The sequence below is a fragment of the Mycobacterium neumannii genome (genome assembly GCF_048452905.1).
GTDB lineage: Bacteria > Actinomycetota > Actinomycetes > Mycobacteriales > Mycobacteriaceae > Mycobacterium > Mycobacterium neumannii_B.
The window spans coordinates 85,844-110,463 of record NZ_JBCGVF010000008.1 but is presented as its reverse complement, the minus strand read 5'-3'; the positions used below and the strand labels follow the sequence as shown (position 1 = coordinate 110,463).

Here is a 24,620-nt window from a genome sequence, read left to right as displayed (position 1 = left end):
TCATGGCGGGTCAACAGGTCCAAATCACAGGCCACCACCTGCTCATAAGCCGCGCGCAGCCCGGCGATCGCCGCCTGCAACGCTGTCCCCGACATACCTCGAACATACATTCGACATCCGACAAATCCGGCCCGGTGATTTGTGCTGCCACGCCGGCGGTCGGCGTGTTCGATGTTGTAGCCCGCAGAAAGAGTGTCCAGTAGTGATCCGAACTCGCGGGGCGATCGGAGGTCGGAGGCGTCCGCGTAGCGAGAGCTGGCGGTAGCGGTGCGGGCCGTTCAATTAGGTGGCGCATGGGCGGGTTGAGGATGGTTGGAAGTCATTGTGGCCGTGGGCAATCGTGGTGTGCAGACTTCTCCAAACCCGACTCAACTGCACCTATGCCGTGGTTTCACACACCGGGCACTATCTCGGCGAAGGTGCGTGTCTGCCCACGACGCGCCTCTCGAGTTCAGCAGTCTCTGCACGCTCGCGACACGGCGAGCGCCTCAGTACACGTCGCGCACGTAACGCTTGGCCGCGACCAGTTCGCGTTTGTAGTCATGGGCCTGTTCGTGCGACATCCCGCCGTGCCGCTCGATGATGGTGGTCAGCGCGGCGTCGACGTCCTTGGCCATGCGGCTGGCGTCGCCGCAGACGTAGAAGTGCGCGCCGTCGTCGAGCCAGCGCCACAGCTCGGCGCCCCGGTCGAGCATCCGGTGCTGGACGTACACGCGCGACGCTTGATCGCGGGAGAACGCGAGGTCCAACCGGTCCAGCAGCCCGTCGCGGGCCATGTCCTCGAAATCGTCGCGGTAGTAGTAGTTCTGAGCGCGGTGCTGCTCACCGAAGAACAACCAGTTGCGGCCACGGTGGCCGAGGGCCCGTCGCTCCTGCAGGAAGCCGCGGAACGGCGCGACGCCCGTGCCGGGACCCACCATGATCATCGGCACCGAGCCGTCATCCGGCGGACGGAAATGTGGTGAGCGCTGCAGGAAGACCGGCACCGACGACGCGCGGTCGGCCAGGAAGGTCGAGCAGACGCCGCCGCGCCGACCGCCGTCGGCGCCGCGGTAGCGCACCACCGACACCGTCAACTGCACCTCGTGCGGGCTGACCAGCGGGCTCGACGAGATGGAATAGCTGCGCGGGGTCAACCGGACCAGCACCTCGCGCCACTCGTCGGGATCGGCGTGCACGACGAACTCCTGAACGAGGTCGAGGCCGTTGCGGCCGGTCAACCATTTGTCCAGCTTGGCTTTGGGCGTCCGAAGCGCCTTGGCGTCGCGGCTGTGCTCGGCGATGAAGCGCACCAGGTCGGGAGTGACGCGGCAGAAGTCGAAGTGAGTGATGAGCGCGTCGCGCAAGGTCTGCTCGGCGCCGTCGACCTCGACGGTGTGCTGAGCCGGCATTCCGGTGGCCGCCAGCCACGCGTCGACCGTCGCGGGGTCGTTGGTGGCGCACACTCCCAGCGAATCACCTGCGGCGTAGGTGACGTCGTGCTCGGAGATGTCGAAACCGAACTGCCGCACTTCTTTTCGTGATGCGGGCCCGGTGAGCACCACATTGCGGGACAGCGGCACGACGAGGGGACGCGCGCGGGTGAACGGCTCAGCGACGGTGGTCGGGCGCGCGAGTGTCGCGACGCCTCCCCTAGGCAGTGATGTGTCGATGCCGGGGGTGAGCAGTGCGGTGACGTCGTCGGCCCAGCGTCGCATCCGTTCGTCGTCGTAGGCCTCGCAGTCAGCACGCTCGAGAAGCCGGATGGCGCCGAGGTCCGCCAGCCTCGTGTCGACGGCCTTGGCGTGTCCGCAGAAGTCGTCGTAGGACCGGTCGCCGATGCCCAGCACTGCATACCGCACGCCGGTCAACGGCGTCGCCTCCGAGGACTGCAGTCGCTGCCAGAAGCTCGCGCCGTTGTCGGGCGGCCCGCCGTCACCGAACGTGCTCGTGACCACGAGTACGTCACGAGCCGCCGCGAGGTCGGTCGGCGTGAGGTCGTCCATGTTCACCAGCTGAGCGTTGCCGAGCCGCTGGGCCAGTCGGGAGGCGAAGTCCTCGGCGTTGCCGGTCTGCGAAGCCCACAGTACGAGCGGTCCGCCGTCGAGTTCTGGTCGAGGGTCCGGTTCTTCGCCAGCACGCTGGGCCTGACCCGCGAGCAAGCCGTTGATCCACTGTCGTACCTCGGTGCACACGGGTGCCGAATCGGGCAGCACCGGAACATCGGCCCCGGCCTCGGCCAGTCCGCTGAAAAAGCCTGACACGTAGAGCGATTCGTGCTCGGTGAGCGTCGGCGACGCGACTGGCCGCAGGTCGACCGCGCACACCTTGAACTCGGGCTGCAGCGAGTCGGGGTCGACCGCGTCGTTGGTCAACGCGTTGACGGTGAGGTGCTGACCGTGCTCGTCGTTCCAGTGGAAAGGGACGAAACAGCTGCCCTGCCGTATGCGTTCGGTGACGACGGCGGTCAGCACCGCGCCCCCGCGCCGCGTCGTCAGCTCGACGGTTCGCCCGTTCTCGATGCCCAGCCGCAGCGCATCCTCGGGATGCACCTCGACGAACGGCTCACCGGTCAGTTTGTTGAGCGACTCGACGCGGCCCGTCTTGGTCATGGTGTGCCACTGGTGTGGCAGCCGACCGGTGTTGAGCACCATCGGGTAGTCGTCGTCGGGCAGTTCCCGCGCGTCCATGTGCGGGCGGGCGTGAAAGATCGCACGCCGTGACGGGGTTGGAAAGGCCAGTCGGGGTGTGCGTCCGTGCTCGTCGACGAACAGCTCCTGGCTGACGCCGTCGTTGAGGTAGCGGATGGGGTGGCGATCCGTGTCTCCGCCGGGCATGTCGCTGGGCGGGCAAGGCCACTGCAGTGGGGTTTCCCGCAGCCGCGCGTAGCTGGCGCCGCGAATGTCGTAGCCGGTCTTGGGGTTCCAGAACCGCCGGATCTCGTCGAAGATCTGTTCGCTGGAGGTGTAGGTGAAGTGCTCGCCGAAACCCATGTGGTTCGCCACCTGGCAGATCAGCTGCCAGTCGGGTCTGGCCTGCCCCGGTGCGGGAATGGACTGCTGCAGTAGCGTGAGGTTGCGCTCGGAGTTGACCATCACCGCATCGGATTCGGCCCACATCGCGGCGGGCAGCACGATGTCGGCGTAGGTGTTGGTGGCCGTCGCGCTGTAGGTGTCCTGGGTGATGACGAGTTCGGCAGCCCGTAACCCGTCGATCACCGTCGACCGGTTGGCCACGCTGGCAATGGGATTGGTGCAGATGATCCAGCACGCTTTGATGTCGCCGGCGGCGAGTTGCCGGAACATGTCGACGGTGCCAGGGCCGACGTCCGCGCGGATCGTGCCGGGGGCCACGCCCCACTGCTTCTCGACGAATGCGCGGTCCTGCGCCGAGGTCACCGAGCGCTGGCCCGGCAGCCCCGGTCCCATATAACCCATTTCGCGTCCGCCCATCGCATTGGGCTGTCCCGTCAACGACATCGGTCCGCTGCCCGGTCGGCAGATCGCGCCCGTGGCCAGGTGTAGGTTGCAGATCGCGTTCGTGTTCCACGTCCCGTGAGTGCTCTGGTTGAGTCCCATCGTCCAGCAGCTCAGCCACTCCCCAGCGTCGGCGATCATCTGGGCGGCGAGCCGGATGTCGGCCTCCGCCAGACCCGTGACGTGAGCGACCTTTTCGGGCGTGTAGTCGGCGAGGAACGCCGGCATCGCCTCCCAACTCTCGGTGTGCCGGTCGATGAAATCGCGGTCGATGTCGCCGTTTTCGACCAACAGATGCAGCAGCCCGTTCAGCAGCGCGAGATCGGTTCCCGGCTTGATCTGCAGGAAGAGGTCGGCGCGTTCGGCGGTCGTGGTGCGGCGGGGGTCGACGACGATCAGCTTGGCGCCTGCCTTGAGTCGGTCGCCCATGCGCAGGTGGAGGATGGGATGACAGTCGGCCATGTTGGAGCCGATGACGAAGAACAGGTCGGCGCGATCGAAGTCGGCGTACGACCCCGGTGGGCCGTCGGCGCCCAGTGATTGTTTGAAGCCGGTTCCGGCGCTGGCCATGCACAGCCGTGAGTTCGACTCGATGTGCACCGTGCGCAGGAACCCTTTGGCCAGTTTGGTCGCGAGGTACTGCGCCTCGATGGACATCTGGCCCGACACGTACAGCGCCACCGCGTCGGGACCGTGCTGCTCGACGATCTTCCGCAGCCTTCGGCCGGCCTCGGCGACGGCGTCGTCGACGGGTGTGGGGACCAGTTCCTCGTCGCGGCTGGGCCGCAGCATCGCCGAGGTCAACCGGCCGTCTGCGGCGCGCATCAACTCGGCGTGGGTGGCGCCCTTGGTGCACAGCCTGCCGAAGTTGGCCGGATGCAGCTTGTCCCCGGACACCCGCGCGATCACCGGGTTACCGGTTTCACGGTCGGTGGTGGTGTGCACCTCGATACCGCAGCCCACGCCACAGTACGAACACGCCGTCCGAGTCACCATGGGCGTCAGGCGGGCACCCGTGAAGCGACGCGGTCGACCTGCTCACCGGCGCCGGCCCGCGAGGTCTGCATGCGCAGGAACACGAACCATGTGACGATCGCGCAGATCACGTAGAAGCCGAGGAACACCCAGAACGCGTTGGTGGCGGACTTGGCGTCGCTGACGTACGACGCGCGCAGGACAACGTTGATGAACACGCCGCCGAGGGCGCCGACCGCACCGGCGAAGCCGATCAGGGCGCCCGACATGCTGCGCGACCAGGCGGCCTTGTCCTCGCGGCTCCATTCGTCGCGACTCTGCGCCTTGGCCTCGAAGATCGACGGGATCATCTTGTAGGTCGAGCCGTTGCCGATGCCCGACAAGACGAACAATAGGATGAAACCGGTTACGTAGGCGGCCATCTGCCCGCTGGTGGCCGCGCCTGCCATACCGTCGTCGAGCACGCCGGCCGCCACCAGGATTGCGGCGGCGAAGATCATCGCGATGAAGGTGTAGAGGGTGACCCTGCCCCCGCCGACCCGGTCGGACAGCTTGCCGCCGAACGGACGCGAGATCGAACCCAGCAGCGGGCCGATGAACGCGATCTGGGCGGCGTGCAGCGAGGCCTGCGCGGGGGTGTCGCCGCCGGCGAGGAAGTTGATCTGCAGCACCTGCCCGAAGGCGAACGAGAAGCCGATGAACGAGCCGAACGTGCCGATGTAGAGAAAGCTCATCACCCAGGAGTGCTTGAACCGCAACGCCTCTGCCATGGCGCCCAGGTTCGAGTGCTGATTGCCGAGGTTGTCCATGAACAGGGCCGCCCCCAACGCGGCCAAAGCGATCAGGACAAGGTAGATGGCGCAGACGATTTCGGGAGCGGTGTTGCTGACGGTGGCGATCACCATAAGCCCGACCAGCTGGATCACCGGCACCCCGATGTTGCCGCCGCCGGCGTTCAGGCCGAGCGCCCACCCCTTGAGCCGCTGCGGGTAAAACGCGTTGATGTTGGTCATCGACGACGCGAAGTTGCCGCCGCCGACTCCCGCGACCGCGGCCACGATCATGAACGTGGTGTAGGACGTGCCGGGATTGTTCATCACCCACAGCGTCAGCACGGTGGGGATCAACAGCAGCAGGGCGCTGACGATGGTCCAGTTGCGCCCGCCGAACCGCGCGGGGGCGATGGTGTACGGAATCCGCATGAATGCGCCGACCAGGGTGGGCATGGCGACCAGGTAGAACTTGCCCGCCGCGTCTATGCCGTAGACGTCCTGCGGCATGAACAACACCATCACAGACCAGATCGACCACACCGAGAATCCGACGTGCTCGGCGAAGATCGACCAGGTCAGGTTCCGCTTGGCGATCTTCTGGCCACCGGATTCCCAGGCCTCGACGTCCTCGGCGTCCCAATTGTCGATGGTGCGGCTGCGGCTCAGAGTCTTCACAAGCATCAGAGTCGCCTGCACCCATTCCGCATCCGTTGCGTCATCGTGACGTAAACGTCAACTCCAGCTCACATAGGTAACGGATACGCGTGCGGGGTGCACGAAACCGAGCCGAAACAAATGTGGCGTGGGTTACGCCGTCTCTCGCAGGCGATCAGAACGGTGGGATGTCCGCGGCATAGCGTGCGGCGTTGATGGCGCGTAGCCGGTTGATGCGATACGCGCGATCCTGAGCGCGGGTACGTTTTCGCTTCGGCATCGCCAGACCGCGCCATTCGTAGGGCGGCGGTCCGGTGCTCGAGGTGAGGACACCTGTGGGAGTCGCGAGGTGCGTGAACAACTGCGCCCCGAGTGGTTCGGTGCGGTATTTGCGACCGCTTGGCGAGGTGAAAACGATTGTGCCGTCCGGTGATTGCTGCTCGGTCCAGCCGCCGGGACCACAGTGGAACGTTTTCATGAGGTGGTGGAAGCGGCAGTAGCAGGCGTTGTTCGACGGATGTGTCGGCCCTGCCGGGTAGGGCACCGTGTGGTCGATGTCGGCTTTCCAGGCCGGCTTGTCGCAACCGGGCCATCTGCAGGTCAGATCGCGGCAGCGGACGAAGTCGGCCAGTGCGGCCGACGGCCGATACCGAGGGTCGGCGACCGGATCCTTCGGGATGACGAGGGGCTTGAGCTTGGCGGTTCTGGCCAGGTCGCGCACCATCGGCGCCGGTACCGGGCCGACGCCGGCCACGTATCCCGGTGTGTTCTTCTCACCGCTCACGGTCGCGGCGTCGGCGATCAGGTGGATCACAACATCCGTCGTCGCGGTGCGGCGACCTGACGCAGCGCACCGTTGTGTTTCGCACCGGCATGCCATCGAGGATTCCCTGTTGACGAGTGCCATCAGGGCATCGGCACGGCGTTGCCGTGCGGTGCGCGGGTCATCGCGGCAGACGGTGGCGGTGAGTTGGCCGAGTGTCTCGTCCAGTGCGGCGGCGTCGGTCGCGCGGATCTTGCCCTCGATATCGGCCATTCCGTACTTATCGATGGTGATGTCGATGTAGCGGTCGTCGTCGCGTTCCTTGGCGACGCGCAGCGCGTCGGGATCGACGTCGAGCACCATCCAATCGACCAACTGAGCGATCTTCTTGTCGGACAGCTTGTTCCATGATGGCGCCTTATGGGCCACCATTTCGTCGATCGCGGCGATCGCCTCGTCGTCGACGATCAGTCCGGCCCGGTAGTCGATGATGCTGATCACCCGAAAGTCGACCTGACCCGCGAGGAAGACCTCACCCAGCCGCGGCATGTGCTCGATAAGCGTTCGGCCGTAACCGATCATCGAGGACGCCCGTCCCCGGCTCATGCCCAGTTCGGCCGCGACCTCCGAGGCGATGATATCCCAGTCGTCGACGCACCAGTCGTCGTGCGTGTTGCCCATCGCGGCGAAGCGTTGCAAAGCAAACCGGCCTGCGGCGAGGAACTTCCGCGCGACGGCGACGCGCTCGGCACGCTGCGCATCGCGCATCGTATCGAGCAACTCCCCGTCGCCCGCGGATTCGAACATGCTTTCGATAATAGTCGCGACGTCCGACATTGATGCTGTTAAGCAGCCGTCTCCCAGAATCGGGTAAGAACCTCGGCTCCGCGTGCAGGATCCTGCACCATCCACCAGTGCCCCAAGCCATCGAGAACCTCCGTGCGTGCACCTGCTCGCGCCGCCGCCCGCCGGCGCATGTCCTCGGTGCCCACGTACGTGTCCTCCGTCGCGAGAAACGACAACCCCGGACGGGCGGCGGCCTTCTCGAGCTGGCGGGCCGCCTCGGACAGCACCGACTGGGCCGCAGATCGGTACAGCGCCAAGATCGCGCGACCCATCTCGGGACCTTGCGCCCGGGCGAGCGCGGTCGCGACATCGGGTGGGAGCCCCAGATCGGCCATCTGGGCCGCCCGGTCTTCGACCGTGCCGCCCATCATCGCCTCGACCAGTTCCTCACCGGCTCCGGGCGTCTGCCACACCTGAGCGAGGTCGTGCCAGACGTAGTCGGGATCGAACAGCCCCACGACGTCGCTGGCCCATGTCCGCAAGAGTTCGGGACGGTGCATCGCCACGTTCACGACGTGACCGCCGCCCCAGTCGTGTCCCACCAGATCGACCGGCTCGTCGAATCGCTCCAGTTCGCGCTCGAGCCAGTCGCGATAGTCGAGGTAGGCCGCTCCGAAGCCGTCGGGCACTGGTGCACCGAATCCGGGCGGGGAGAGTCGCACAACGTCATGGCGCTCGAGCGCGTCGACCAACGGACCCCATATTGCGTCCGTCTCCGGATTACCATGCACCAGAACCACAGTCATACCGCGATACTAGGCGTGCCTGATCACAGCTTGCGCCGGAGCCGGTCCCGGTACGACCGCCCGTCCGGGTCGTACATCAACCGGTACACGGGCTCGGCCCACAGCCGCATCAGCAGCCCGAGTCGTTCGGCCTTGTGCGGGCGCAAGCGGCCGGGCGGTCTCGGTCCTCGCCGACCCGAGGCGTACCACGCCTCCAGCGCCTCTGCGGTTTCAACGATCTCGGACACCGCGGTGACCGGATCGACCAGGCCGCCGTCCTCGCTGCCGTCCTCGGCGCGGTCCAAGTGCTCGCGCATCAGCTTCAGCCTGAAATCCCGTGCGAATACACCCTCGGAGTCCAGTACCGCACAGGACAACTCGCTGTCGTGCGTCCACGATCGCCGGTTGAAGTTGTCGCTTCCCGAGCACGCCCACACATCGTCGATCACACACACCTTCGCGTGTACGTACACCGGTGTGCCCTCGTGGTTCTCGACGTCGAATACGTGCACCCGGTCCGGTGCGGAACGGTGACACGTCTCGATAGCCTTCCACCGGCCGACCTGGTTGGGCGGCAGGGCCAGCCGGCCGTCGACATCGGGGTAACGCGGCACCACGGCGACCAGATGCAGACCGGGGTTGGCCCGTAGCGCGGCAGCGAACAGGTCGGCCACCCGCTTGGACCACAGGTACTGGTCCTCCAGGTAGATCAGGCGACGCGCGCGCGGCACCGCCTTGCTGTACGCGCGGGCGATGCTGCGCTCTCCGTGCGGGGCAAAGTCGTACGCGAAGTGGGCGTCGGGGTAGGTCCGCAGCACCTGCACGCTGTGCGGACCACACCGGGGCGGGTCCGGCGGTTGCTCCGGCAGCGTGTTGGCCGTCATATCCGCGCCGTTGAACTTGTCCCGCAGCCACGCCAGCGGGTTCAGCATGTCCAGCGACGCGGGGTCGTTCCACCGTTCGCGAAACGTCATGTCCAGCGCGCCCACGACAGGGCCCTGCAGCCGCAGTTGCACGTCGTGCCACGGCGGATGATCGCCGTAGCGCGGCGACATCTCGATCGCCTGCGGGTCGCCGCGGTGCGACGCGTCGTCGCGCCGCGAGTGACACAGGTCGATTCCTCCCGCGAACGCCACATCGCGTTCCGGCTGACCGGGATGGCGGATCACGACCAGCTTCTGGTGGTGCGAACCACCGATCCGCACCCGCTGGTCCAACAGGACCTCGCCGCCGGCCTTCGCGATGTGCTCGCCGAGGTTGCGGTTCTCCTCCTCACTGTAGGAGAGCTCGTTCAGATGTGACCGCCACACCAAACCCTTGACCACCACACCGCGTTCGGCTGCGCGACAGAACAACTCGCGAACCGTCGGACCGTCGTCGCGCATCTTCTCGTCGGGATCACCACGCCAGTCGGTGAAGAACACGTAGTCACCCGGCGCGAGCGCCTCCACCTCCGTGGCAAGGTGATCGAAATACGTCGAACCGTGCACGAGCGGTTCGACGCGGTTGCCCTCGCACCACACCGGGAGGTCCGTCGCGGGGTTTCCGCGCTCCTCCGTGGTCAGGAACCACTCCTCGACGTTCATGGGCGCCGCCGCAACAGCCGGTCGCGATACGAGCGACCGTCGGGGTCGAAGATCACCCGGTAGGCGGGTTCGGCCCACAGCCGCGTCAAAGGATCGACCCGTTCGCTCTCGTGCCGTCGCAGCCGTCCCGGCGGCCGCGGCCCGGAGCGGCCCGACCGATGCCACTCCTCCAATATCTCTGCGCACGCGATCATCTCGTCGACGGCGGCGATCGGGTCGACCAGACCCTCGTCTTCGCTGCCGTCCTCGGCCCGGTCGAGATGCTCGCGGAGCAACCGCAGCCGCAGATCGCGCGCGAACCGGTCGTCGGCGTCGAGCACGGCGCACGACAGTTCGCTGTCATGCGTCCACGACCGGCGATTGAAGTTGTCGCTGCCGATGCAGGCCCAGGTGTCGTCGATGATGCACACCTTCGAGTGCACGTAAACCGGTGTGCCCTCGTGGTTTTCGACGTCGAACACGTGCACCCGATCAGGCGCGGCGCGCCGGCACGCGTCGAGTGCCAATTGACGCCCGACCAGCGTCGGCGGGCGGCCCAGACCACCTTCCAGATCGAAGTAGCGCGGCACGACCGCGACCAGTTGCAGTTCGGGGTTGTTGGTCAACGCCTCGACCAGCAGGCTGGCGATCTCTTCGGACCACAGATACTGGTCTTCCAGATAGATCAGGCTCCTGGCGCGCCGAATCGCCTTCGTGTAGCCACGTGCGATGCTGCGTTCGCCCTCCTTGGCGAACTCGTACTGGATCAAGGCGTCGCCGTAGGTGCGAAGCACCTGCACCGCGTGCGGTCCGCAAGCCCGCGGGTCCGGCGGTTGCTCCGGGAGCGGGCGCCGCCGCTGGTCGTCGCCCCCGAATCGGTCGCGAAGCCACGCAAGCGGGTTGAACAGATCCAGCGGGGCGCGCGCCGTCCACCGCTCCCGGAATGTGACGTCCAGCGCGCCGATGACCGGACCGCGCACCTGCAGCTGCACGTCGTGCCACGGTGGGCGCTCCCCGTACCGCTTCGACATCTGCACCGCCTGCGGGTCACCGCGGTGCGACGCGTCGTCGCGACGCGAGTGGCACAGGTCGATGCCTCCGATGAACGCCACGTCGCGGTCCGGTTCGTCGGGATGTCGGAGCAATACCAGCCGTTGATGATGTGATCCGCCCACCAGTACCCGCTGATCGAGCAGCACCTCCCCGCCGGCGCGCTCGATGGTCTCGGCCAGGTGGCGGTTCTGCTCCTCGTTGAACTGCAAGCGATTCGGATACGACCGCCACATCAGACCCTTGACGAGCACGCCGCGCTCGGCGGCCGCGCGGAACAGTTCGGCGACGGTCGGGCCGTTGTCGCGCAACCTCTGGTCGGCATCCCCGCGCCAGTCGGCGAAGAACAGGTGATCTCCCGCGCCGAGCGCCTCAACCTCGGTGACGAGCCGATCGAAGTACGACGCGCCGTGAATCAGAGCCTCGGCCTGGTTGCCCTCGCTCCAAGCCGGCAGCTCCCAATCGGGGTTGCCGCGTTCACCGGCGGTGAGGAACCATTCGGCCAGCACTGACACCCCGTGGGATGCCCACTCGACGCTGGATCTACGCGCGGAATAATGGGGCGCGTGACGGCGAGTGCCCTGTTCCTCCACAACGACCACCTCGCGACCGAGGCACTGTTGGGCCAGGCGTTCGTCGACGAGGGCTTCGACGTGCACACCTTCGAGGTGGTGTCCCCCGAGCGCGCACACTCCCCCGCCGGCGACGTCACCTTCCCCGACCCGACCCACTACGACGTGCTCGTACCCCTCGGCGCGCGCTGGCCCGTTTACGACGACGCGCTGCGCGGCACCTGGGTCGGCGAAGAGATGGCGATGGTGCGCCGCGCCGCCGACGCGGGCATCGCGATCCTCGGTATCTGCTTCGGCGGACAACTGCTGGCGCAGAGCTTCGGCGGGACGGTCACACGGTCGCTGTCACCCGAGATCGGTTGGTATGACGTCGAGTCCACCGATCCGGAACTGGTGCCCGGCGGCCGGTGGTTCCAGTGGCACTACGACCGCTGGACACTGCCGCCCGGGGCCACCGAACTGGCCCGCACCGCCAACGCATCCCAGGCGTTCCAGCTCGGCCGCGCGCTCGCGCTACAGTTCCACCCCGAGGTCGACCTCGAGTTGCTGGACCGATGGCTGGCCGACGACGATATCGGCGAGATCGCCGCCTTCGGCCTCACCCACAATGAATTACGTTCTCAGACAGAGCTATTCGCAGGTGACGCGGCTAGCCGGGTGCGGCGTCTCGTACACGGCTTCGTGACGCGCGTGGTCGGTCAACCGTGCCCGAGCTCGTGAGCGAGCGCGCCGTCCAGCGACGGATGACGGAAGCGGTGGCCCAGCGCTTGCAATGCGGCGGGCAGCACTCGTTGATCGGCTTCGGCGAGTTCGCGCGCTCCCTGCTTCCCGAGCAGTAGTCGCGGCCCGAACGACGGAACCGGCACGGCGGCGGGACGGTGCAGCACCCTCGCCAGCGTCCTGGTGTAGTCGGCGTTCCGCACGGGATGCGGGGCCACCGCGTTGACGGGGCCGGCCATCCGGTCGTCGTAGAGCGCGCGGAGATACACATCGAGCAGATCGTCGAGCGCGATCCACGCCAGCCACTGCCTACCGCTGCCCAGCCGACCACCCAGGCCGGCGGCGAATAACGGTCGCATCAGGCGCAGCGTGCCGCCGCGCGCGGACTGCACGATCCCCGTCCGGACGGTGACGACCCGCAACCCCGCCTCGGCGGCCGGGGCCGTCGCCGCCTCCCAGTCCCGGACCACCTCGGCCAGGAAGCCATCCCCGACCACGCTTTCCTCGGTCAGTGCCGCATCGCCGCGGTCGAAACCGTAGATACCGACCGCCGACGCACTGACGAAGATTCTCGGTCCGTCGTCGGCCCGCGCCGCCGCCTCGGCGAGCCGACGGGTCGGTTCGAGGCGGCTGGCGCGGACCGCGTCCTTGTGGCCGCCGGTGAACCGCCCGGCGATCGACGCTCCCGCCAGGTGCACGACCGCGTCGACCCCGGTCAACAGCCCGGGATCCGGCCGATCGGGGTTCCACTGCCGCTCGCCCGGGCCCGCCGCCGCCCGTCGCACAAGCCGGATCACCCGGTGCCCTCCCGCGCTCAGAAACGGGGTCAACGCCGACCCGACCAGACCCGATGCGCCGCTGACCGCGACCGTGAGCGGGCGTAGCCCTGCGTCGGCGGCGTCGCGGTGGGCGGCAAGGTCGTCGGCCAGTTGGCGGTGGCGGTAGACGAACATCGGCCGTAGCGCCGCCGCCGGCACCGGCGCCTCGATGCGGTCGTATACCCGGGTGCCGCCGGGGGCCTCGCCGAACTCGTGAATGTGGGTCCACCGGCCGACCAGTCGCGGCGGCCACGAGGCCGGCCCGTCCGAGGACAGCATGTCGACGAAGCGGCGCGGTGGGTCGTAGCGGTCCGGGTCATGCTGTGCGATCCAGCGCAGACCACCCGGCAACCCGAGCACCGCGCGCCCGTCGGCCAGCGACTCGGCTTCCGCGATCGCCTTCATCGGCTGCCATGGAGGGATAAGCCGTCTCATCGCGCCGGGCCGTGCGTACCACCCGAACACCTCGTCGAGCGGGTGCCCGACGACGCTCTCGTATTCGATTCCCATGTGTCGATATTCGTCGCCGTCATGCCGATGGATTGCGCCAGGGTGGGGTATCCACGGTCGTAGTCATGAACGGATGGAGCGGGCTCGCCCGCCGAAGCGGCAAACGCCTGTATCAGGACCGCCGGGAGGCCGGCGAGGTTCTGGCCCGCGAGTTGTCGTCCTACCGCGGTCATGATGTGGTGGTGTTGGGTCTCGCGCGCGGCGGCGTTCCGGTCGCCGCGCAGGTGGCCCGCTTGCTGCAGGCTCCCCTTGACGTCTTTCTGGTCCGCAAGCTCGGTGTGCCGCAGTGGGAGGAGCTTGCAATGGGTGCGCTGGCCAGCGGAGGCGGTGTCGTCATCAACGAGAACCTCGTGCGCAACCTGGGCATCGGTGACGAGGCGATGCAGGCCGCGATCGCTCGCGAGACCGAGGAGTTGAACCGGCGCGAGCAGGCCTATCGCGGCGACCGCCCGCCTCCCGAGCTGACGGGCCGGACGGTGATCCTGGTCGACGACGGGATCGCCACCGGAGCCAGCATGCTCGCCGCGGTGCGTGCCGTGCGGGCCAAGAACCCGGCGCGGATCGTCGTCGCCGTCCCGGTCGGACCGCCGTCGGCGTGCCGGGAGCTAGCCAAGGAAGCCGACGACGTGGTCTGCGCGAGCATGCCGCCCGGATTCGAGGCCGTCGGCCAGGTGTTCGCCGACTTCCATCAGGTCAGCGACGACGAAGTGCGCGAACTACTGGCACCCGGCGAGCCGGAACAGCAAGGGCGGCAAGGGAATTAGCGGCGGTCTTCGCCGGAGTCGGCTTGTTCGACGACCGTGGTCTCGTCGTCGGCGCCGGGTTCGCCCGCATATTCGGGTTGTTCCGCGACCGTCTCGTCGTCGGGATAGTCCTCGTAGTACTCCGGGTCGGCATCGCTCTGTGCGTCAGGGGCCGTGTCGGCCTTGCGCCCCGAGCGCTCCCGCACCGCATCGACGATCAGCAGCACCACGCCGATGATGCTGGCCGCAATACAGACCCAGGCGATCAGTTCATTGCTGGTGACAACGGCCGTCACCAGTGCCGCGAGGCCGATGACAGCGAGGACAAGCGCAACGATCAGCATTGATCAACCCTAGGCCAAAGCGGGTTTCAGTTGTTTCCCCGGTTGAACTGATTGAAGCCGCCACCGTCGTTTCCGGCGCTGGAGTCGACGGGCGCGGCCGAACCGCGCTGGCCGAGCTCCTCGAGCTGGGACTCCAGATAGGTCTTGAGCCGGGTGCGGTATTCGCGCTCGAACGTGCGCAACTGTTCGAGGCGACCCTCCAGCACTGTGCGCTGCTGATTAATGGTCCCCATGATCTCGGAGTGCTTGCGCTCCGCGTCGGCCTGCAGGGCGTCGGCCTTCTCCTGCGCCTGGCGCAGCTGCGCCTCGGACCGGGTCTGCGCATCGGCAAGCATCGCGTCGGCACGCTGGCGAGCATCGGCGACGGTGGTCTCGGCGGTCTGTCGCGCCTCACTCACGAGGGCATCGGCCTGCGCCCGCGCATCGGCGAGCAGCTTCTCCGACTCGGCCTTGGCGGTGCTGGTCAAGCGGTCCGCGGTGTCCTGGGCCAGGCTCAACACCTTGGCCGCCTTCAACGCCTGGTCCTCGCTGGGCTGAGACGAAGGCGCCTCGTAGGCCGGCTGCGGCGTCGGAGCGGGCTCGGGGGCGGGTTGCTCGTAGACGGGCATGGCCTGCGTCGACTGGCTTCCGCCGGAGCCGGCGGAAGCCAACTCCTGCTCCAGCTCGGCGACACGCTGCCGAAGATCCGCGTTCTCCTCGATGAGGCGCGTCAGCTCGTTCTCGACCAGATCGAGGAACGCGTCAACCTCATCCTCGTTGTAGCCGCGCTTGCCAATGGGTGGCTTGCTGAACGCGACGTTGTGAACGTCGGCGGGTGTGAGCGGCATTGTCGCCCCCTTGAAGTCTGGACAGTCAACCGGTCTCAAAGTGTAGAGCGTGGGTGGAACGTAACTGGCGTCCATCCTGTCACACCAGACGCGGCCGTAGCAGAAGTGGATGAAATTAAGAGCGAATTTCAATCACGGCCGGGCACGCGGCGACCATTTCGCCGCTCAATTTCTCGCCGGCAAACGGCCCGTCCTCAACTCGCCCGAAGAGCCGACTCGGCCTGGCTCGACGGTCTCAGGCCGCGGCGCCGAAGGCCAGTTGCATGCCGATGAAGGCGACGAGCAGCAGCACCATGATCGACAGGTCGAAGCGCACCGCACCTATCGTGAGCTGGGGAATGAGCCGCCGCAGTAGCTTCACCGGCGGATCGGTCAGGGTCATGATGATCTCGAGGATCACCACTGTGGCGCCCTTCGGATGCCAGTCCCGGGAGAAAGACCGGATGAACTCGACCACGACCCGCGCGATCAGCAGCAGCCAGAAGACGAACAGGGCGAAGCCCAGGATTTCGAAAAAGAGCGACAACGCCGACGGTCCTCACTACGGGCACAGATGTGACTTTTACTACAGGCTTGATACAGGCAGATCGCGCCCGAGACCACTCAAGCCCGCACGCGACGCCAGCCTACCCGTCTGTGAGAACGCCCTATTGATAGGAGTAGAAGCCGGCCTCGGCGATGCGGCGCCGCTCCTCGGCCGTCACGTCGATGTCCGCCGGCGACAGCAGGAACACCTTGGTGGCCACCTTGTCGAACGACCCCCTCAGTGCGAAGGCCAGGCCTGCGGCGAAGTCGACGAGACGCTTGGCATCGGCGTTGTCCATCGACACCAGGTCCATGATCACCGGGGTTCCGTCGCGGAACCGTTCGCCGATCGTGCGGGCCTCGCTGTAGTCCTTCGGCCGCAGCGTGGTGATCTTCGCCAGCGGGCTGCCCGCCTCGAACAGCTCCGCCATCCTGCGGGGGTCCATGGCCAGCGCGCCTCGCGTGGCACCGCGCATCGGGGCGAAACGGGGTGCCGGGCGCTCGAATTCGCGCGGCGCGCGCAGCCTCGGCTCGAAGCGGTCCTCGTAACCGCGGTAACCGCCTGGCGCATCGTCATAGTCGCGGTCGTCGTAACCGCGGTGGCCCGGGCCGTACCCGTCGTCGTCGAAGTGTTCGTCTCGACTACGGCGCGAATATCCACGTGGGGCGCCGCGGTCGTCGTCCTCGTAGTACTCGTCGTCGTAGTCGTCCATCGGGGCCATACCGAAGTAGGCCTTGACCTTGTGAAGTGTGCTCATCGTTCGACCCTTCTCATGCCCTGGACTCTGGTGTCTGTGATGAAGATGTGACTGGAGTGACTACTTCTGGTGACGGTAAAGGACGTTGTCCCAATAACGCGGTACCGACACGCACACATGTCGAGCCGTGTTTGACCGCCGCTTCGAGATCGTTCGACATCCCGGCCGACAGCTCGAGGCGCTGTGGATAGTTCGCTTGGACCCGCCTGTACTCGGCGTTCACGCGAGCGAACGCCGCATCGGCGTCCTGGTCGAGCGGAGGGATCGCCATCAGCCCGGCCAACTCCAATCCCGATGCGGCATTCGCCGCGGCGCACAACTCGTCGACCGAATCGGGTTCATCGATGTCGACGCCGCCGCGGCTTTCGTCCCCGTCGAGGCTCAGCTGGATGAAGACGCGTAGTGGTTCGTTGCGCCTGCCCTCGTCGAGCGCTGTGGACGCCGCGCGGCTCAGCGCGTCGATCAATTTGCGGGTATCGACCGAGTGCGCCGCGTGAGCCCAGCCGGCAATGGATCGCGCTTTATTGCGCTGTATCCGGCCGACCATGTGCCAGCGAATGGATCCGACATCGGGAATGGCGGCGATTTCTCGGACTTTATTCGACGCTTCCTGTTCGCGTGATTCGCCGAAAGCCTCACAACCCAAACGGCGAAGAATAATGACATCGTCGGCGGGAAAGAATTTGGTTACCGGTAACAATTCAATGTCGCCGATATCGCGTCCTGCGGCCTCGGCGGCAGCGGCCAGGCGTTTGCGCACGGCCGCCAGCGCTTCGCTGAGCTCGACTTCGCGGGATGACGGCACGTTGTCGCTCACTCCATCCACACCAGTGAGGCGAACCGCCCGGTCGGGGCGTCGCGCCGATGGCTGAACAAGTTGCGGTCCTCGATCGTGCAGCGAGAGTCGACGTCGATGGCGGTGACACCCAAAGTGGTTAATTGCCGGTGGATTCCGGCGCGCAGGTCCAGCGCGGCCGTGTTCTTCGCGCTCGTCGTGCGGCTGCCGGGCAGCGCGGTCTCGACTTCGGCGGCCATGGCCTGGGGGACCTCGTAGTTGCGCCCGCTGGCCGCGGGTCCGAGCAACGCCGAGATGTCCTCGGCGTGCGCGCCGAGCGACAGCATCGCCTCGACGGTGCGCGCCACGACGCCGTTTTGCGCACCGACGCGACCTGCGTGCACGGCGGCCACCACACCGGCGCGCGCGTCGCCCAATAAAACGGGAACGCAATCGGCGGTAACCACCGCCAAAGCCAAACGCGGTGTGGCGGTGACCAATGCGTCAGTTTTTTCGACCGGACGATCCGTGGCGTGGTCGACCACGGCGACGTGATCCCCGTGCACCTGATTCATCCACACGATTGCGTCGTCGCCCAATCCGATGGCGCCGCCGAGCCGTTTGCGGTTGGCGGCCACGGCCTGCGGATCGTCGCCGACATGATCACCGAGGTTGAAGGTGTCGAACGGCGGCGCGGAGACGCCGCCGGCCCGCGTCGTGGTCACGCGCCGTATGCGAACCGTCACGGTCGCCAGTATTGCCGGATCAGTGGCGCATGAACGGCGGCACGTCGACGTCGTCGTCATCGTCCCCACCGATACTGACCGTCGCGCCGTTGGTGTGTACCGGCACGCTGGCCGGATCCGCGGGCTCGAACAGCGATGTGCTCACCTTGCCTGCCTTGCCCGGGGTGATGCCCTGGGCCTGCCCTTCGGCCGGGCTTACCACCGGTTTGCGTCCCGGACCGGCGGAGTCGAAGCCCGCGGCGATCACGGTGACTCGCACCTCGTCGCCGAGCGAGTCGTCGATGACCGTGCCGAAGATGATGTTGGCGTCGGGGTGCGCGGCGTCCTGTACCAGCGACGCAGCTTCGTTGATCTCGAACAGGCCCAGATCGCTGCCGCCCGCGACCGAGAGCAGCACACCCTGCGCGCCCTCCATCGACGCCTCCAGCAGCGGCGAGTTGATCGCGATCTCGGCGGCTTTGAGCGCACGGCCGTCGCCGCGCGCCGAGCCGATGCCCATCAGCGCGGTGCCCGCCCCACTCATCACGCCCTTGACGTCGGCGAAGTCGACGTTGATCAGGCCGGGCGTGGTGATCAGGTCGGTGATGCCCTGTACGCCGTTGAGCAGCACCTCGTCGGCGCTGCGGAACGCGTCCATCAGCGACACCGCGGCATCGCCCATCTGCAGCAGGCGGTCGTTGGGGATCACGATGAGCGTGTCGCAGCTCTCCCGCAGCGCCTGGATGCCGTTCTCGGCCTGGTTGCTACGCCGCTTGCCCTCGAACGAGAACGGCCGCGTCACCACGCCGACGGTCAGTGCGCCCAGCTTGCGTGCGATCGAGGCCACCACCGGCGCACCACCCGTGCCGGTGCCGCCACCCTCGCCCGCCGTGACGAACACCATGTCGGCGCCGCGCAGCAGCTCCTCGATGTCGTCCTTGGCGTCCTCGGCGGCCTTGCGCCCCACCTCGGGATCGGCACCGGCGCCGAGACCGCGCGTGGAATCGCGACCGACGTCGAGCTTGACGTCGGCGTCGCTCATCAACAACGCCTGTGCGTCGGTGTTGATGGCGATGAACTCCACGCCCTTGAGGCCCTGCTCGATCATCCGGTTGACGGCATTGACGCCGCCGCCACCGATGCCGACCACCTTGATGACGGCGAGGTAGTTATGTGGGGGGGTCATCGCGATCCCTTCCTCCCAAGTTGTCCGACGACACGCCGACGCCTTGACAGGCCCTGTAAACCCTAAACCTCAACCAGAGGGTTATAGTTATGTCAAGTTGTTCCGCGCAACCAGAACGGTAGGGCGAGGTCGCGACCTAGCGATGCAGGCGCGCCGACACGCGCGACAAATTTTTCGTGCAACTTCGCGCTGGACGTGCAACGGCGCGGCACTCCGTGCGCGGTCTCACTTCACGGTCGGCAGGTCCGGACTCGACACGTCGTAGGTCTTTCCCGGCTGGGTGAGCAACGCTCCCAGTTTTAGCGCCTTCTCCTCGGTCCGGTCGGTGGTCCCCCACACCACTTCCCTGCCGTCGATGAGCTGCAGCGTGATGGACGCGACCGAGGGCGCCGCGATGCGGGCGACCTGCGCGGCGACCTCCGGGCGCAGCGACGTCATCACCTGCAGCGCCGCCTTGGTCGGTGCGTCGTTGGGACCGGGATTGTCGGTGTCGAGGTAGGGCACCCCCGGCGGCGGCGGGCCGATCGCGAAGTCGACGCCGTCGCGGTCGAACAGGTGCGGTCCGTCCGGATAGTCCTTGACCACCACCGGAACTCGCTCGACGACGGTGATCCGCAGGGTGGACGGATACTGGCGCTGAACACGCGCGCTGGCGATCCGCCGGATCGCGGCCACCCGTTCGGCGACGTTCTCGGTGTTCACCTGAAGCAGCGGCGTGCCCTGCGCGACGGCCGCGGCCGCGACGATCTCCTCCTGCGGGACCGCGCCCACACCGGTGACCACCGTGTTGCGCACCGCCATCACCGGGGTGAAGTACAGCAGCAGTCCGAGCCCGACGACGATGACGCTGATCAGCGCCGACCACATCAGCACCTTCAGGCCGCGGACCGTTCCCCGGCGCAGTTTGCGGGCGTCGCCCGCGGGCTTGCCCAGTGCGCGTCGCTTGGCCTCCCTGCGGGCCTGCTCGATCGCCATCGCGCGGGCTTGGGCCGCGCGGCGCTCCTCACGCTCGCGGCGCGCCCGGCGGCGCGGCCCTTCGAAATCCGGCGACTCGCCTGGCGATTCAGAGTCCGGCGGCGTTTCGGAGTCCAGCGGCGCCTCCGCGTCGTGCGGCGTCTCCTGCGGCTGCGGCGCCTCCTGCCCCGGCTCGGGCGGCGCCGGGGACTCCGGGTCACGGTCGATCGGCCCGGTCATCGCGACCCCGGTGTGCTCCGGTTGGCCTTGACGCGCAGCGCGGTGAGGATCTCCGGGCCGAGCATCGTGACGTCACCGGCGCCCATCGTGACGACGACGTCACCCGGTGCGGCGGCCTCGGCCACCCGCGCCGACACCGCCGAGAAGTCCGGCACATACGTTCCCGGCACGCTGACGTGCTCGACGATGCTTGCACCGCTGACCCCGGCGATCGGCTGCTCGCGGGCGGCGTAGACGTCGAGCACGAACACTTCGTCGGCACCGTCGAGCGCCTGCCCGAACTCTCGGGCGAATGTCTGTGTGCGCGAATACAAGTGCGGCTGGAAGACGACGATCGAACGACCACCGGCCTGCTCGGTGACAGTGTGCAGTGCGCTGAGCGTGGCGCGCACCTCGGTCGGGTGGTGCGCGTAGTCGTCGAAGACCCGCACGCCGTTCGCTTCTCCGACCAGTTCGAACCGGCGCCGCACCCCTTCGAAACCGGCCAGCCCGTCGAGCACCGCATCGACCGGCGCGCCGGCTTCGATCGCGGCGAGCATCGCGCCGATCGCGTTGAGCGCCATGTGTCGTCCCGGTACCGCGAGGCGCATCACCCTCGGGTGAGCTTCGTCGGCGAACTGGATGTGCGCCACCGCGCCGGTGTCGTGCTGCTCCCAGTTCAGCAAGATGCCCTGCAGCGGTCGACTCGGGTCGCTGCCGTAGCGCAGCACGCGGATTCCCAACTCTTCGATCCGCTCGGCCAGCGCCGCGGCACCGGGGTCGTCGGCGCAGACCACAAGCGCACCACCGGGTTTGAGGTGTTCGACGAAGTCGTCGAAGACGGCGCCGTAGGCTTCGGCGCTTCCGAAGAAGTCGAGATGATCGGCCTCGATGTTCGTCACCACCGCGACGTCGGGGCTGTACTCCAGCAGGGAGCCGTCGCTTTCGTCGGCCTCCGCCACGAAGACGTCGCCGCTGCCGTTGTGGGCGTTGGTGCCCGCCTCGCCGAGGTCCCCGCCCACCGCGAACGACGGGTCGAACCCGCTGTGCTGCAACGCCACGATGAGCATCGACGTCGTCGTGGTCTTGCCGTGGGTGCCGGTCACCATCAGCGTGGTGTGGCCTGCCATCAGCTTGGCCAGGACCACCGGCCGCAGGATCACCGGGATACCGCGTCGACGGGCCTCGACCAGTTCGGGATTGGTCTTGGGGATGGCGGCATGGGTGGTGACGACGGCGGTCGGCCCGTCCGGCAACAGGTCCAACGAGGAGGCATCGTGCCCGATCCGGATCGCGGCACCACGGGCCCGCAACGCGGCCACCGCCCGCGACTCCTTGGCATCGGAGCCCGACACCAGCCCGCCGCGGTCGAGCAGGATGCGTGCGATGCCCGACATGCCGGCACCGCCGATGCCCACCATGTGCACCCGCTGCAGCTCCTCGGGCAACGACTTCGGTTTCACCGCAAACCCTTTCGGGACTCGGCTCGAGCCACCTCCATGGCGATCTCGGCGACCCGCCTTGCTGAGTCGCGGTGACCGGCCAGGGCGGCGCCCGCCGTCATCGTCTGCAACCGGCCGGTGTCGGTGAGCAGGTCGACGACGGTCTCACCGACGAAACCCGGCGACAGGTCGGCGTCGTCGACGATCAGCCCGCCGCCCGCCTCGACGACGGGAAGTGCGTTGAGCCGTTGTTCGCCGTTGCCGATCGGCAGCGGAACGTATACCGCGGGCAACCCGACCGCGGTCAGCTCGGCGACCGTCATCGCCCCGGACCGGCACATCGCGATGTCGGCGGCTGCGTATGCGAGGTCCATCCGGTTCAGGTAGGGCACAGGAACATACGGCGGGTCACCGTCGGCCGGCTCGCGCAGATCCAGGGTGTTCTTGGGGCCGTGTGCGTGCAGCACCGAAATACCAGCCGCCGCAAGGTCTTTGGCGGCGCCCGAAACGGCTCTGTTCAGCGACTGCGCTCCCTGCGACCCGCCGAACACCAACAGCACCCGGGCGTCGGGGGCGAAACCGAAGTGGGCGCGCGCCTCGGCCCGCAACGCCGTGCGGTCCAGCGAGGTGATCGCCGCGCGCACCGGCACCCCGACCACCTCGGCGGTCCTGCCCAGTCCGGGGTCGGCGACGGCCGAGAGCACCCGTCGCGCCGAGCGGGCACCAACCCGGTTGGCCCAGCCCGCGCGAGCGTTGGCCTCGTGCACCACCACCGGCACGCGCTTGTTTCGGCGCGCACTGCGCGCGGCCAGGTAGGCGGGCAGCGCGACGTAACCGCCGAAGCCGATCACCACGTCGGCCTCGACCTCGTCGAGCAGCGCCCGTGTCTGGCGCACCGCCCGCCGCACCCGCAAGGGCAGGCGCAGGAGGTCGCCGGAGAGTTTTCGCGGCAGCGGCACCGGCGTGATCAGCTCGAGGTGATAGCCGCGTTCGGGGACCAGCCGGGTCTCCAGGCCCCGCTCGGTGCCAAGAGCGGTGATCCGCACGTCGGGCACCAATTCAGTCAGGGCGTCGGCCACCGCCATCGCCGGTTCGACGTGTCCCGCGGTACCACCGCCCGCGAGGACCACGGAGACTCCCCGGTCGTCCCCCGGCCGCCGAGGGACGGGACCCGTGTCGTTCACCCGTAACGCTGACCTTCCAGTGCGCGCCGCCGGCTGCTGTCCGCGCGGCCGCCTCCATGATGCCTTGCCGCCCGGGCCGGCTTACCGGCCGTCTGACGTTTGCGGGCTGACTTGGGCGTCTGTTTGGCCGCAGGCTTGGGTGCCCGGGTGCGTTTTCCCGCCGGGGGTTTGCCGGGTCGCTCCGAACCGCGCCGGTTGAGCCGGTCGCGCACCGCATCGGTCCTCGACGGCACGTAGGGCGCGGGCAGCGGCAACCGCAGCAGCCTGTTGACCCGGTCATCGCGCCCGGCCCGCAACGCCGCCACCGCCTCGGGTTCGTGCCGCGCCGCGCTCGCCATGATGCCGATCATCAGAAGGGTTGTCGCCGTTGAGGTTCCACCCGCCGAGATGAGGGGCAGCTGCAGTCCGGTCACCGGAAGCAGGCCCACCACGTAGCCGACGTTGATGAACACCTGGCCCATGATCCACAGCGTCGCGGTGGCGGTGAGCAGGCGCAGGAACGGGTCCGCGGAGCGCCGCGCGATGCGCATCCCGGTGTAGGCGAACAGGCCGAACAGGCACAGCAGGCCGCCGGCTCCGATGAACCCGAGTTCCTCGCCGATGATCGCGAAGATGAAGTCGTTGTGCGCGTTGGGCAGGTAGTTCCACTTGGCTGCGCCCTGACCCAGGCCGTCGCCGAACACACCGCCGTTGGCCAGCGCGAACCGTGCCTGGCGAGCCTGATAACCCGAACCCTGCGTGTCGGCGGCGGGGTTCAACCAGGACTGCACCCGCGCGGACCGGTACCCCTCGGCCATTGCCAGCACCGCGGCCGACACGACGACCATGAGCAGCGAGGACACGAACACCCGCAGCGGCAGGCCGGCGTACCAGAGCAGGCCCAGCAGGATGATGCCCAGCGACACCGTCTGCCCGAGGTCGGGCTGGGCGACGATGAGCGCCAGCGCGACAAATGCGGCAGGTACCAACGGGATCAGCATCTCGCGCAGCGAGGCCTGCTCCATGCGGCGCGCGGCCAGCAGGTGCGCGCCCCAGATGGCGAACGCGATCTTGGCGAGTTCGGAGGGCTGCATCGAGAACCCCGCGACCACGAACCACCCGCGTGAACCGTTGGCCACGGTGCCGATTCCCGGGATCAGCACCAGGATCAGCAGCACGATGGTGAGCGCGAAGCTGGAGAAGGCCATGCGCCGCATCAGCTGCACCGGGATCCGCATCGCGACGTAGAACCCAAAAAGCCCGATGACCGTCCACAAGACCTGCTTGGCGAAGACGACCCACGGCGACCCGTCCTGGTCGTAGGAGTACACCCCGGATGCCGACAACACCATCGTCAGACCCAGCGTGGTCAGCAGAGCGGCCACCGCGATGATCAGGTGGAACGACGTCATCGGGCGGCCTAGCCACGCCCCGACCCGGGTCCGATGCCCGGCGGTTGCGACCACCGGCTCGGCCGGTTTGTCTTCGGCGCCCGTCCTGCGAAGCCGCAGCCGGGTCAGGATCATGGTCATC

The 24,620-nt window shown here is 67.7% G+C and carries 20 protein-coding genes; 2 read left to right on the top strand and 18 right to left on the bottom strand.

What is annotated here, in order from left to right:
* Positions 1–488 precede the first annotated feature (488 nt).
* The 6 genes from AAHH99_RS23195 to AAHH99_RS23170 all read right to left on the bottom strand — a co-directional run bounded on the left by AAHH99_RS23195 (position 489) and on the right by AAHH99_RS23170 (position 11,321).
* Positions 489–4,451: a molybdopterin-dependent oxidoreductase gene (locus AAHH99_RS23195; RefSeq protein ID WP_418770823.1), complete on the bottom strand. Its 3,963-nt coding sequence runs from the start codon at positions 4,449–4,451 to the stop codon at positions 489–491.
* A 5-nt stretch (positions 4,452–4,456) separates the two neighbouring features.
* Entirely contained in the window at positions 4,457–5,884 is a 1,428-nt protein-coding gene (locus AAHH99_RS23190) for a nitrate/nitrite transporter (protein WP_418770822.1), read from the bottom strand.
* A 148-nt stretch (positions 5,885–6,032) separates the two neighbouring features.
* Positions 6,033–7,427 (bottom strand): HNH endonuclease signature motif containing protein, encoded by a 1,395-nt coding sequence (locus AAHH99_RS23185; RefSeq protein WP_418770821.1) that lies wholly within the window; start codon positions 7,425–7,427, stop codon positions 6,033–6,035.
* A 38-nt stretch (positions 7,428–7,465) separates the two neighbouring features.
* The gene (locus AAHH99_RS23180) at positions 7,466–8,212 is read right to left on the bottom strand and encodes an alpha/beta fold hydrolase (protein ID WP_418770820.1); all 747 of its coding nucleotides are present in this window, start codon (positions 8,210–8,212) and stop codon (positions 7,466–7,468) included.
* Positions 8,213–8,235: 23 nt separating this feature from the next.
* On the bottom strand, positions 8,236–9,777 hold the full coding sequence (locus AAHH99_RS23175) for a phospholipase D family protein (protein WP_418770819.1): 1,542 nt from the start codon (positions 9,775–9,777) through the stop codon (positions 8,236–8,238).
* Entirely contained in the window at positions 9,774–11,321 is a 1,548-nt protein-coding gene (locus tag AAHH99_RS23170) for a phospholipase D family protein (RefSeq protein ID WP_418770818.1), read from the bottom strand. The genes AAHH99_RS23175 and AAHH99_RS23170 overlap by 4 nt, the downstream gene beginning before the upstream one ends.
* A gap of 42 nt (positions 11,322–11,363) precedes the next feature.
* On the opposite strand from AAHH99_RS23170, the gene AAHH99_RS23165 reads away from it, so the two are divergent.
* The gene (locus AAHH99_RS23165; RefSeq protein ID WP_418770817.1) at positions 11,364–12,098 is read left to right on the top strand and encodes a type 1 glutamine amidotransferase; all 735 of its coding nucleotides are present in this window, start codon (positions 11,364–11,366) and stop codon (positions 12,096–12,098) included.
* Here the strand turns inward: AAHH99_RS23165 and AAHH99_RS23160 are convergent.
* Entirely contained in the window at positions 12,077–13,426 is a 1,350-nt protein-coding gene (locus AAHH99_RS23160; RefSeq protein ID WP_418770816.1) for a TIGR01777 family oxidoreductase, read from the bottom strand. The genes AAHH99_RS23165 and AAHH99_RS23160 overlap by 22 nt on opposite strands.
* Before the next feature lie 65 nt (positions 13,427–13,491).
* Between AAHH99_RS23160 and AAHH99_RS23155 the strand changes: the two genes are divergently transcribed.
* Positions 13,492–14,190, top strand: a complete 699-nt coding sequence (locus AAHH99_RS23155; protein WP_418770815.1) for a phosphoribosyltransferase — start codon at positions 13,492–13,494, stop codon at positions 14,188–14,190.
* On the opposite strand, the gene AAHH99_RS23150 is transcribed toward AAHH99_RS23155, so the two are convergent.
* The 11 genes from AAHH99_RS23150 to ftsW form a co-directional block, all read right to left on the bottom strand.
* On the bottom strand, positions 14,187–14,513 hold the full coding sequence (locus tag AAHH99_RS23150; RefSeq protein ID WP_418770814.1) for a phage holin family protein: 327 nt from the start codon (positions 14,511–14,513) through the stop codon (positions 14,187–14,189). The genes AAHH99_RS23155 and AAHH99_RS23150 overlap by 4 nt on opposite strands.
* A gap of 26 nt (positions 14,514–14,539) precedes the next feature.
* Positions 14,540–15,340 (bottom strand): DivIVA domain-containing protein, encoded by an 801-nt coding sequence (locus AAHH99_RS23145; RefSeq protein WP_094293503.1) that lies wholly within the window; start codon positions 15,338–15,340, stop codon positions 14,540–14,542.
* Positions 15,341–15,575: 235 nt separating this feature from the next.
* A complete protein-coding gene (locus AAHH99_RS23140) occupies positions 15,576–15,866 on the bottom strand; it encodes a YggT family protein (protein ID WP_064349985.1) in 291 nt (96 codons plus the stop codon).
* Positions 15,867–15,987: 121 nt separating this feature from the next.
* Positions 15,988–16,623: a cell division protein SepF gene (locus tag AAHH99_RS23135; RefSeq protein ID WP_418770813.1), complete on the bottom strand. Its 636-nt coding sequence runs from the start codon at positions 16,621–16,623 to the stop codon at positions 15,988–15,990.
* Positions 16,624–16,636: 13 nt separating this feature from the next.
* Positions 16,637–17,440, bottom strand: a complete 804-nt coding sequence (locus AAHH99_RS23130) for a YggS family pyridoxal phosphate-dependent enzyme (protein WP_418770812.1) — start codon at positions 17,438–17,440, stop codon at positions 16,637–16,639.
* Positions 17,437–18,144, bottom strand: a complete 708-nt coding sequence (gene pgeF, locus AAHH99_RS23125) for a peptidoglycan editing factor PgeF (protein ID WP_418770811.1) — start codon at positions 18,142–18,144, stop codon at positions 17,437–17,439. The genes AAHH99_RS23130 and pgeF overlap by 4 nt, the downstream gene beginning before the upstream one ends.
* 19 nt (positions 18,145–18,163) lie before the next feature.
* Entirely contained in the window at positions 18,164–19,309 is a 1,146-nt protein-coding gene (ftsZ, locus tag AAHH99_RS23120) for a cell division protein FtsZ (protein WP_418770810.1), read from the bottom strand.
* A gap of 225 nt (positions 19,310–19,534) precedes the next feature.
* On the bottom strand, positions 19,535–20,503 hold the full coding sequence (locus tag AAHH99_RS23115) for an FtsQ-type POTRA domain-containing protein (RefSeq protein ID WP_418770809.1): 969 nt from the start codon (positions 20,501–20,503) through the stop codon (positions 19,535–19,537).
* The gene (gene murC, locus AAHH99_RS23110) at positions 20,500–21,903 is read right to left on the bottom strand and encodes a UDP-N-acetylmuramate--L-alanine ligase (protein ID WP_418771106.1); all 1,404 of its coding nucleotides are present in this window, start codon (positions 21,901–21,903) and stop codon (positions 20,500–20,502) included. Before murC ends, AAHH99_RS23115 begins: the two co-directional genes overlap by 4 nt.
* Before the next feature lie 38 nt (positions 21,904–21,941).
* On the bottom strand, positions 21,942–23,108 hold the full coding sequence (gene murG / locus AAHH99_RS23105) for an undecaprenyldiphospho-muramoylpentapeptide beta-N-acetylglucosaminyltransferase (protein WP_418770808.1): 1,167 nt from the start codon (positions 23,106–23,108) through the stop codon (positions 21,942–21,944).
* Positions 23,105–24,610 carry a putative lipid II flippase FtsW gene (ftsW, locus tag AAHH99_RS23100; RefSeq protein WP_418771105.1) on the bottom strand — a complete coding sequence of 502 codons (1,506 nt, stop codon included), beginning with the start codon at positions 24,608–24,610 and terminating at the stop codon, positions 23,105–23,107. Before ftsW ends, murG begins: the two co-directional genes overlap by 4 nt.
* Positions 24,611–24,620: the final 10 nt, after the last annotated feature.

What these genes read in the sequence shown, in the direction of transcription:
- AAHH99_RS23195 (WP_418770823.1), bottom strand. Translation starts at nt 4,451, where the DNA reads ATGGTGACTCGGACGGCGTGTTCGTACTGTGGCGTGGGCTGCGGTATC.
- AAHH99_RS23190 (WP_418770822.1), bottom strand. Translation starts at nt 5,884, where the DNA reads ATGCTTGTGAAGACTCTGAGCCGCAGCCGCACCATCGACAATTGGGAC.
- AAHH99_RS23185 (WP_418770821.1), bottom strand. Translation starts at nt 7,427, where the DNA reads ATGTTCGAATCCGCGGGCGACGGGGAGTTGCTCGATACGATGCGCGAT.
- AAHH99_RS23180 (WP_418770820.1), bottom strand. Translation starts at nt 8,212, where the DNA reads ATGACTGTGGTTCTGGTGCATGGTAATCCGGAGACGGACGCAATATGG.
- AAHH99_RS23175 (WP_418770819.1), bottom strand. Translation starts at nt 9,777, where the DNA reads ATGAACGTCGAGGAGTGGTTCCTGACCACGGAGGAGCGCGGAAACCCC.
- AAHH99_RS23165 (WP_418770817.1), top strand. Translation starts at nt 11,364, where the DNA reads ATGGGGCGCGTGACGGCGAGTGCCCTGTTCCTCCACAACGACCACCTC.
- AAHH99_RS23160 (WP_418770816.1), bottom strand. Translation starts at nt 13,426, where the DNA reads ATGGGAATCGAATACGAGAGCGTCGTCGGGCACCCGCTCGACGAGGTG.
- AAHH99_RS23155 (WP_418770815.1), top strand. Translation starts at nt 13,492, where the DNA reads ATGAACGGATGGAGCGGGCTCGCCCGCCGAAGCGGCAAACGCCTGTAT.
- AAHH99_RS23150 (WP_418770814.1), bottom strand. Translation starts at nt 14,513, where the DNA reads ATGCTGATCGTTGCGCTTGTCCTCGCTGTCATCGGCCTCGCGGCACTG.
- AAHH99_RS23145 (WP_094293503.1), bottom strand. Translation starts at nt 15,340, where the DNA reads ATGCCGCTCACACCCGCCGACGTTCACAACGTCGCGTTCAGCAAGCCA.
- AAHH99_RS23135 (WP_418770813.1), bottom strand. Translation starts at nt 16,623, where the DNA reads ATGAGCACACTTCACAAGGTCAAGGCCTACTTCGGTATGGCCCCGATG.
- ftsZ (WP_418770810.1), bottom strand. Translation starts at nt 19,309, where the DNA reads ATGACCCCCCCACATAACTACCTCGCCGTCATCAAGGTGGTCGGCATC.
- AAHH99_RS23115 (WP_418770809.1), bottom strand. Translation starts at nt 20,503, where the DNA reads ATGACCGGGCCGATCGACCGTGACCCGGAGTCCCCGGCGCCGCCCGAG.
- murC (WP_418771106.1), bottom strand. Translation starts at nt 21,903, where the DNA reads ATGGTGGGCATCGGCGGTGCCGGCATGTCGGGCATCGCACGCATCCTG.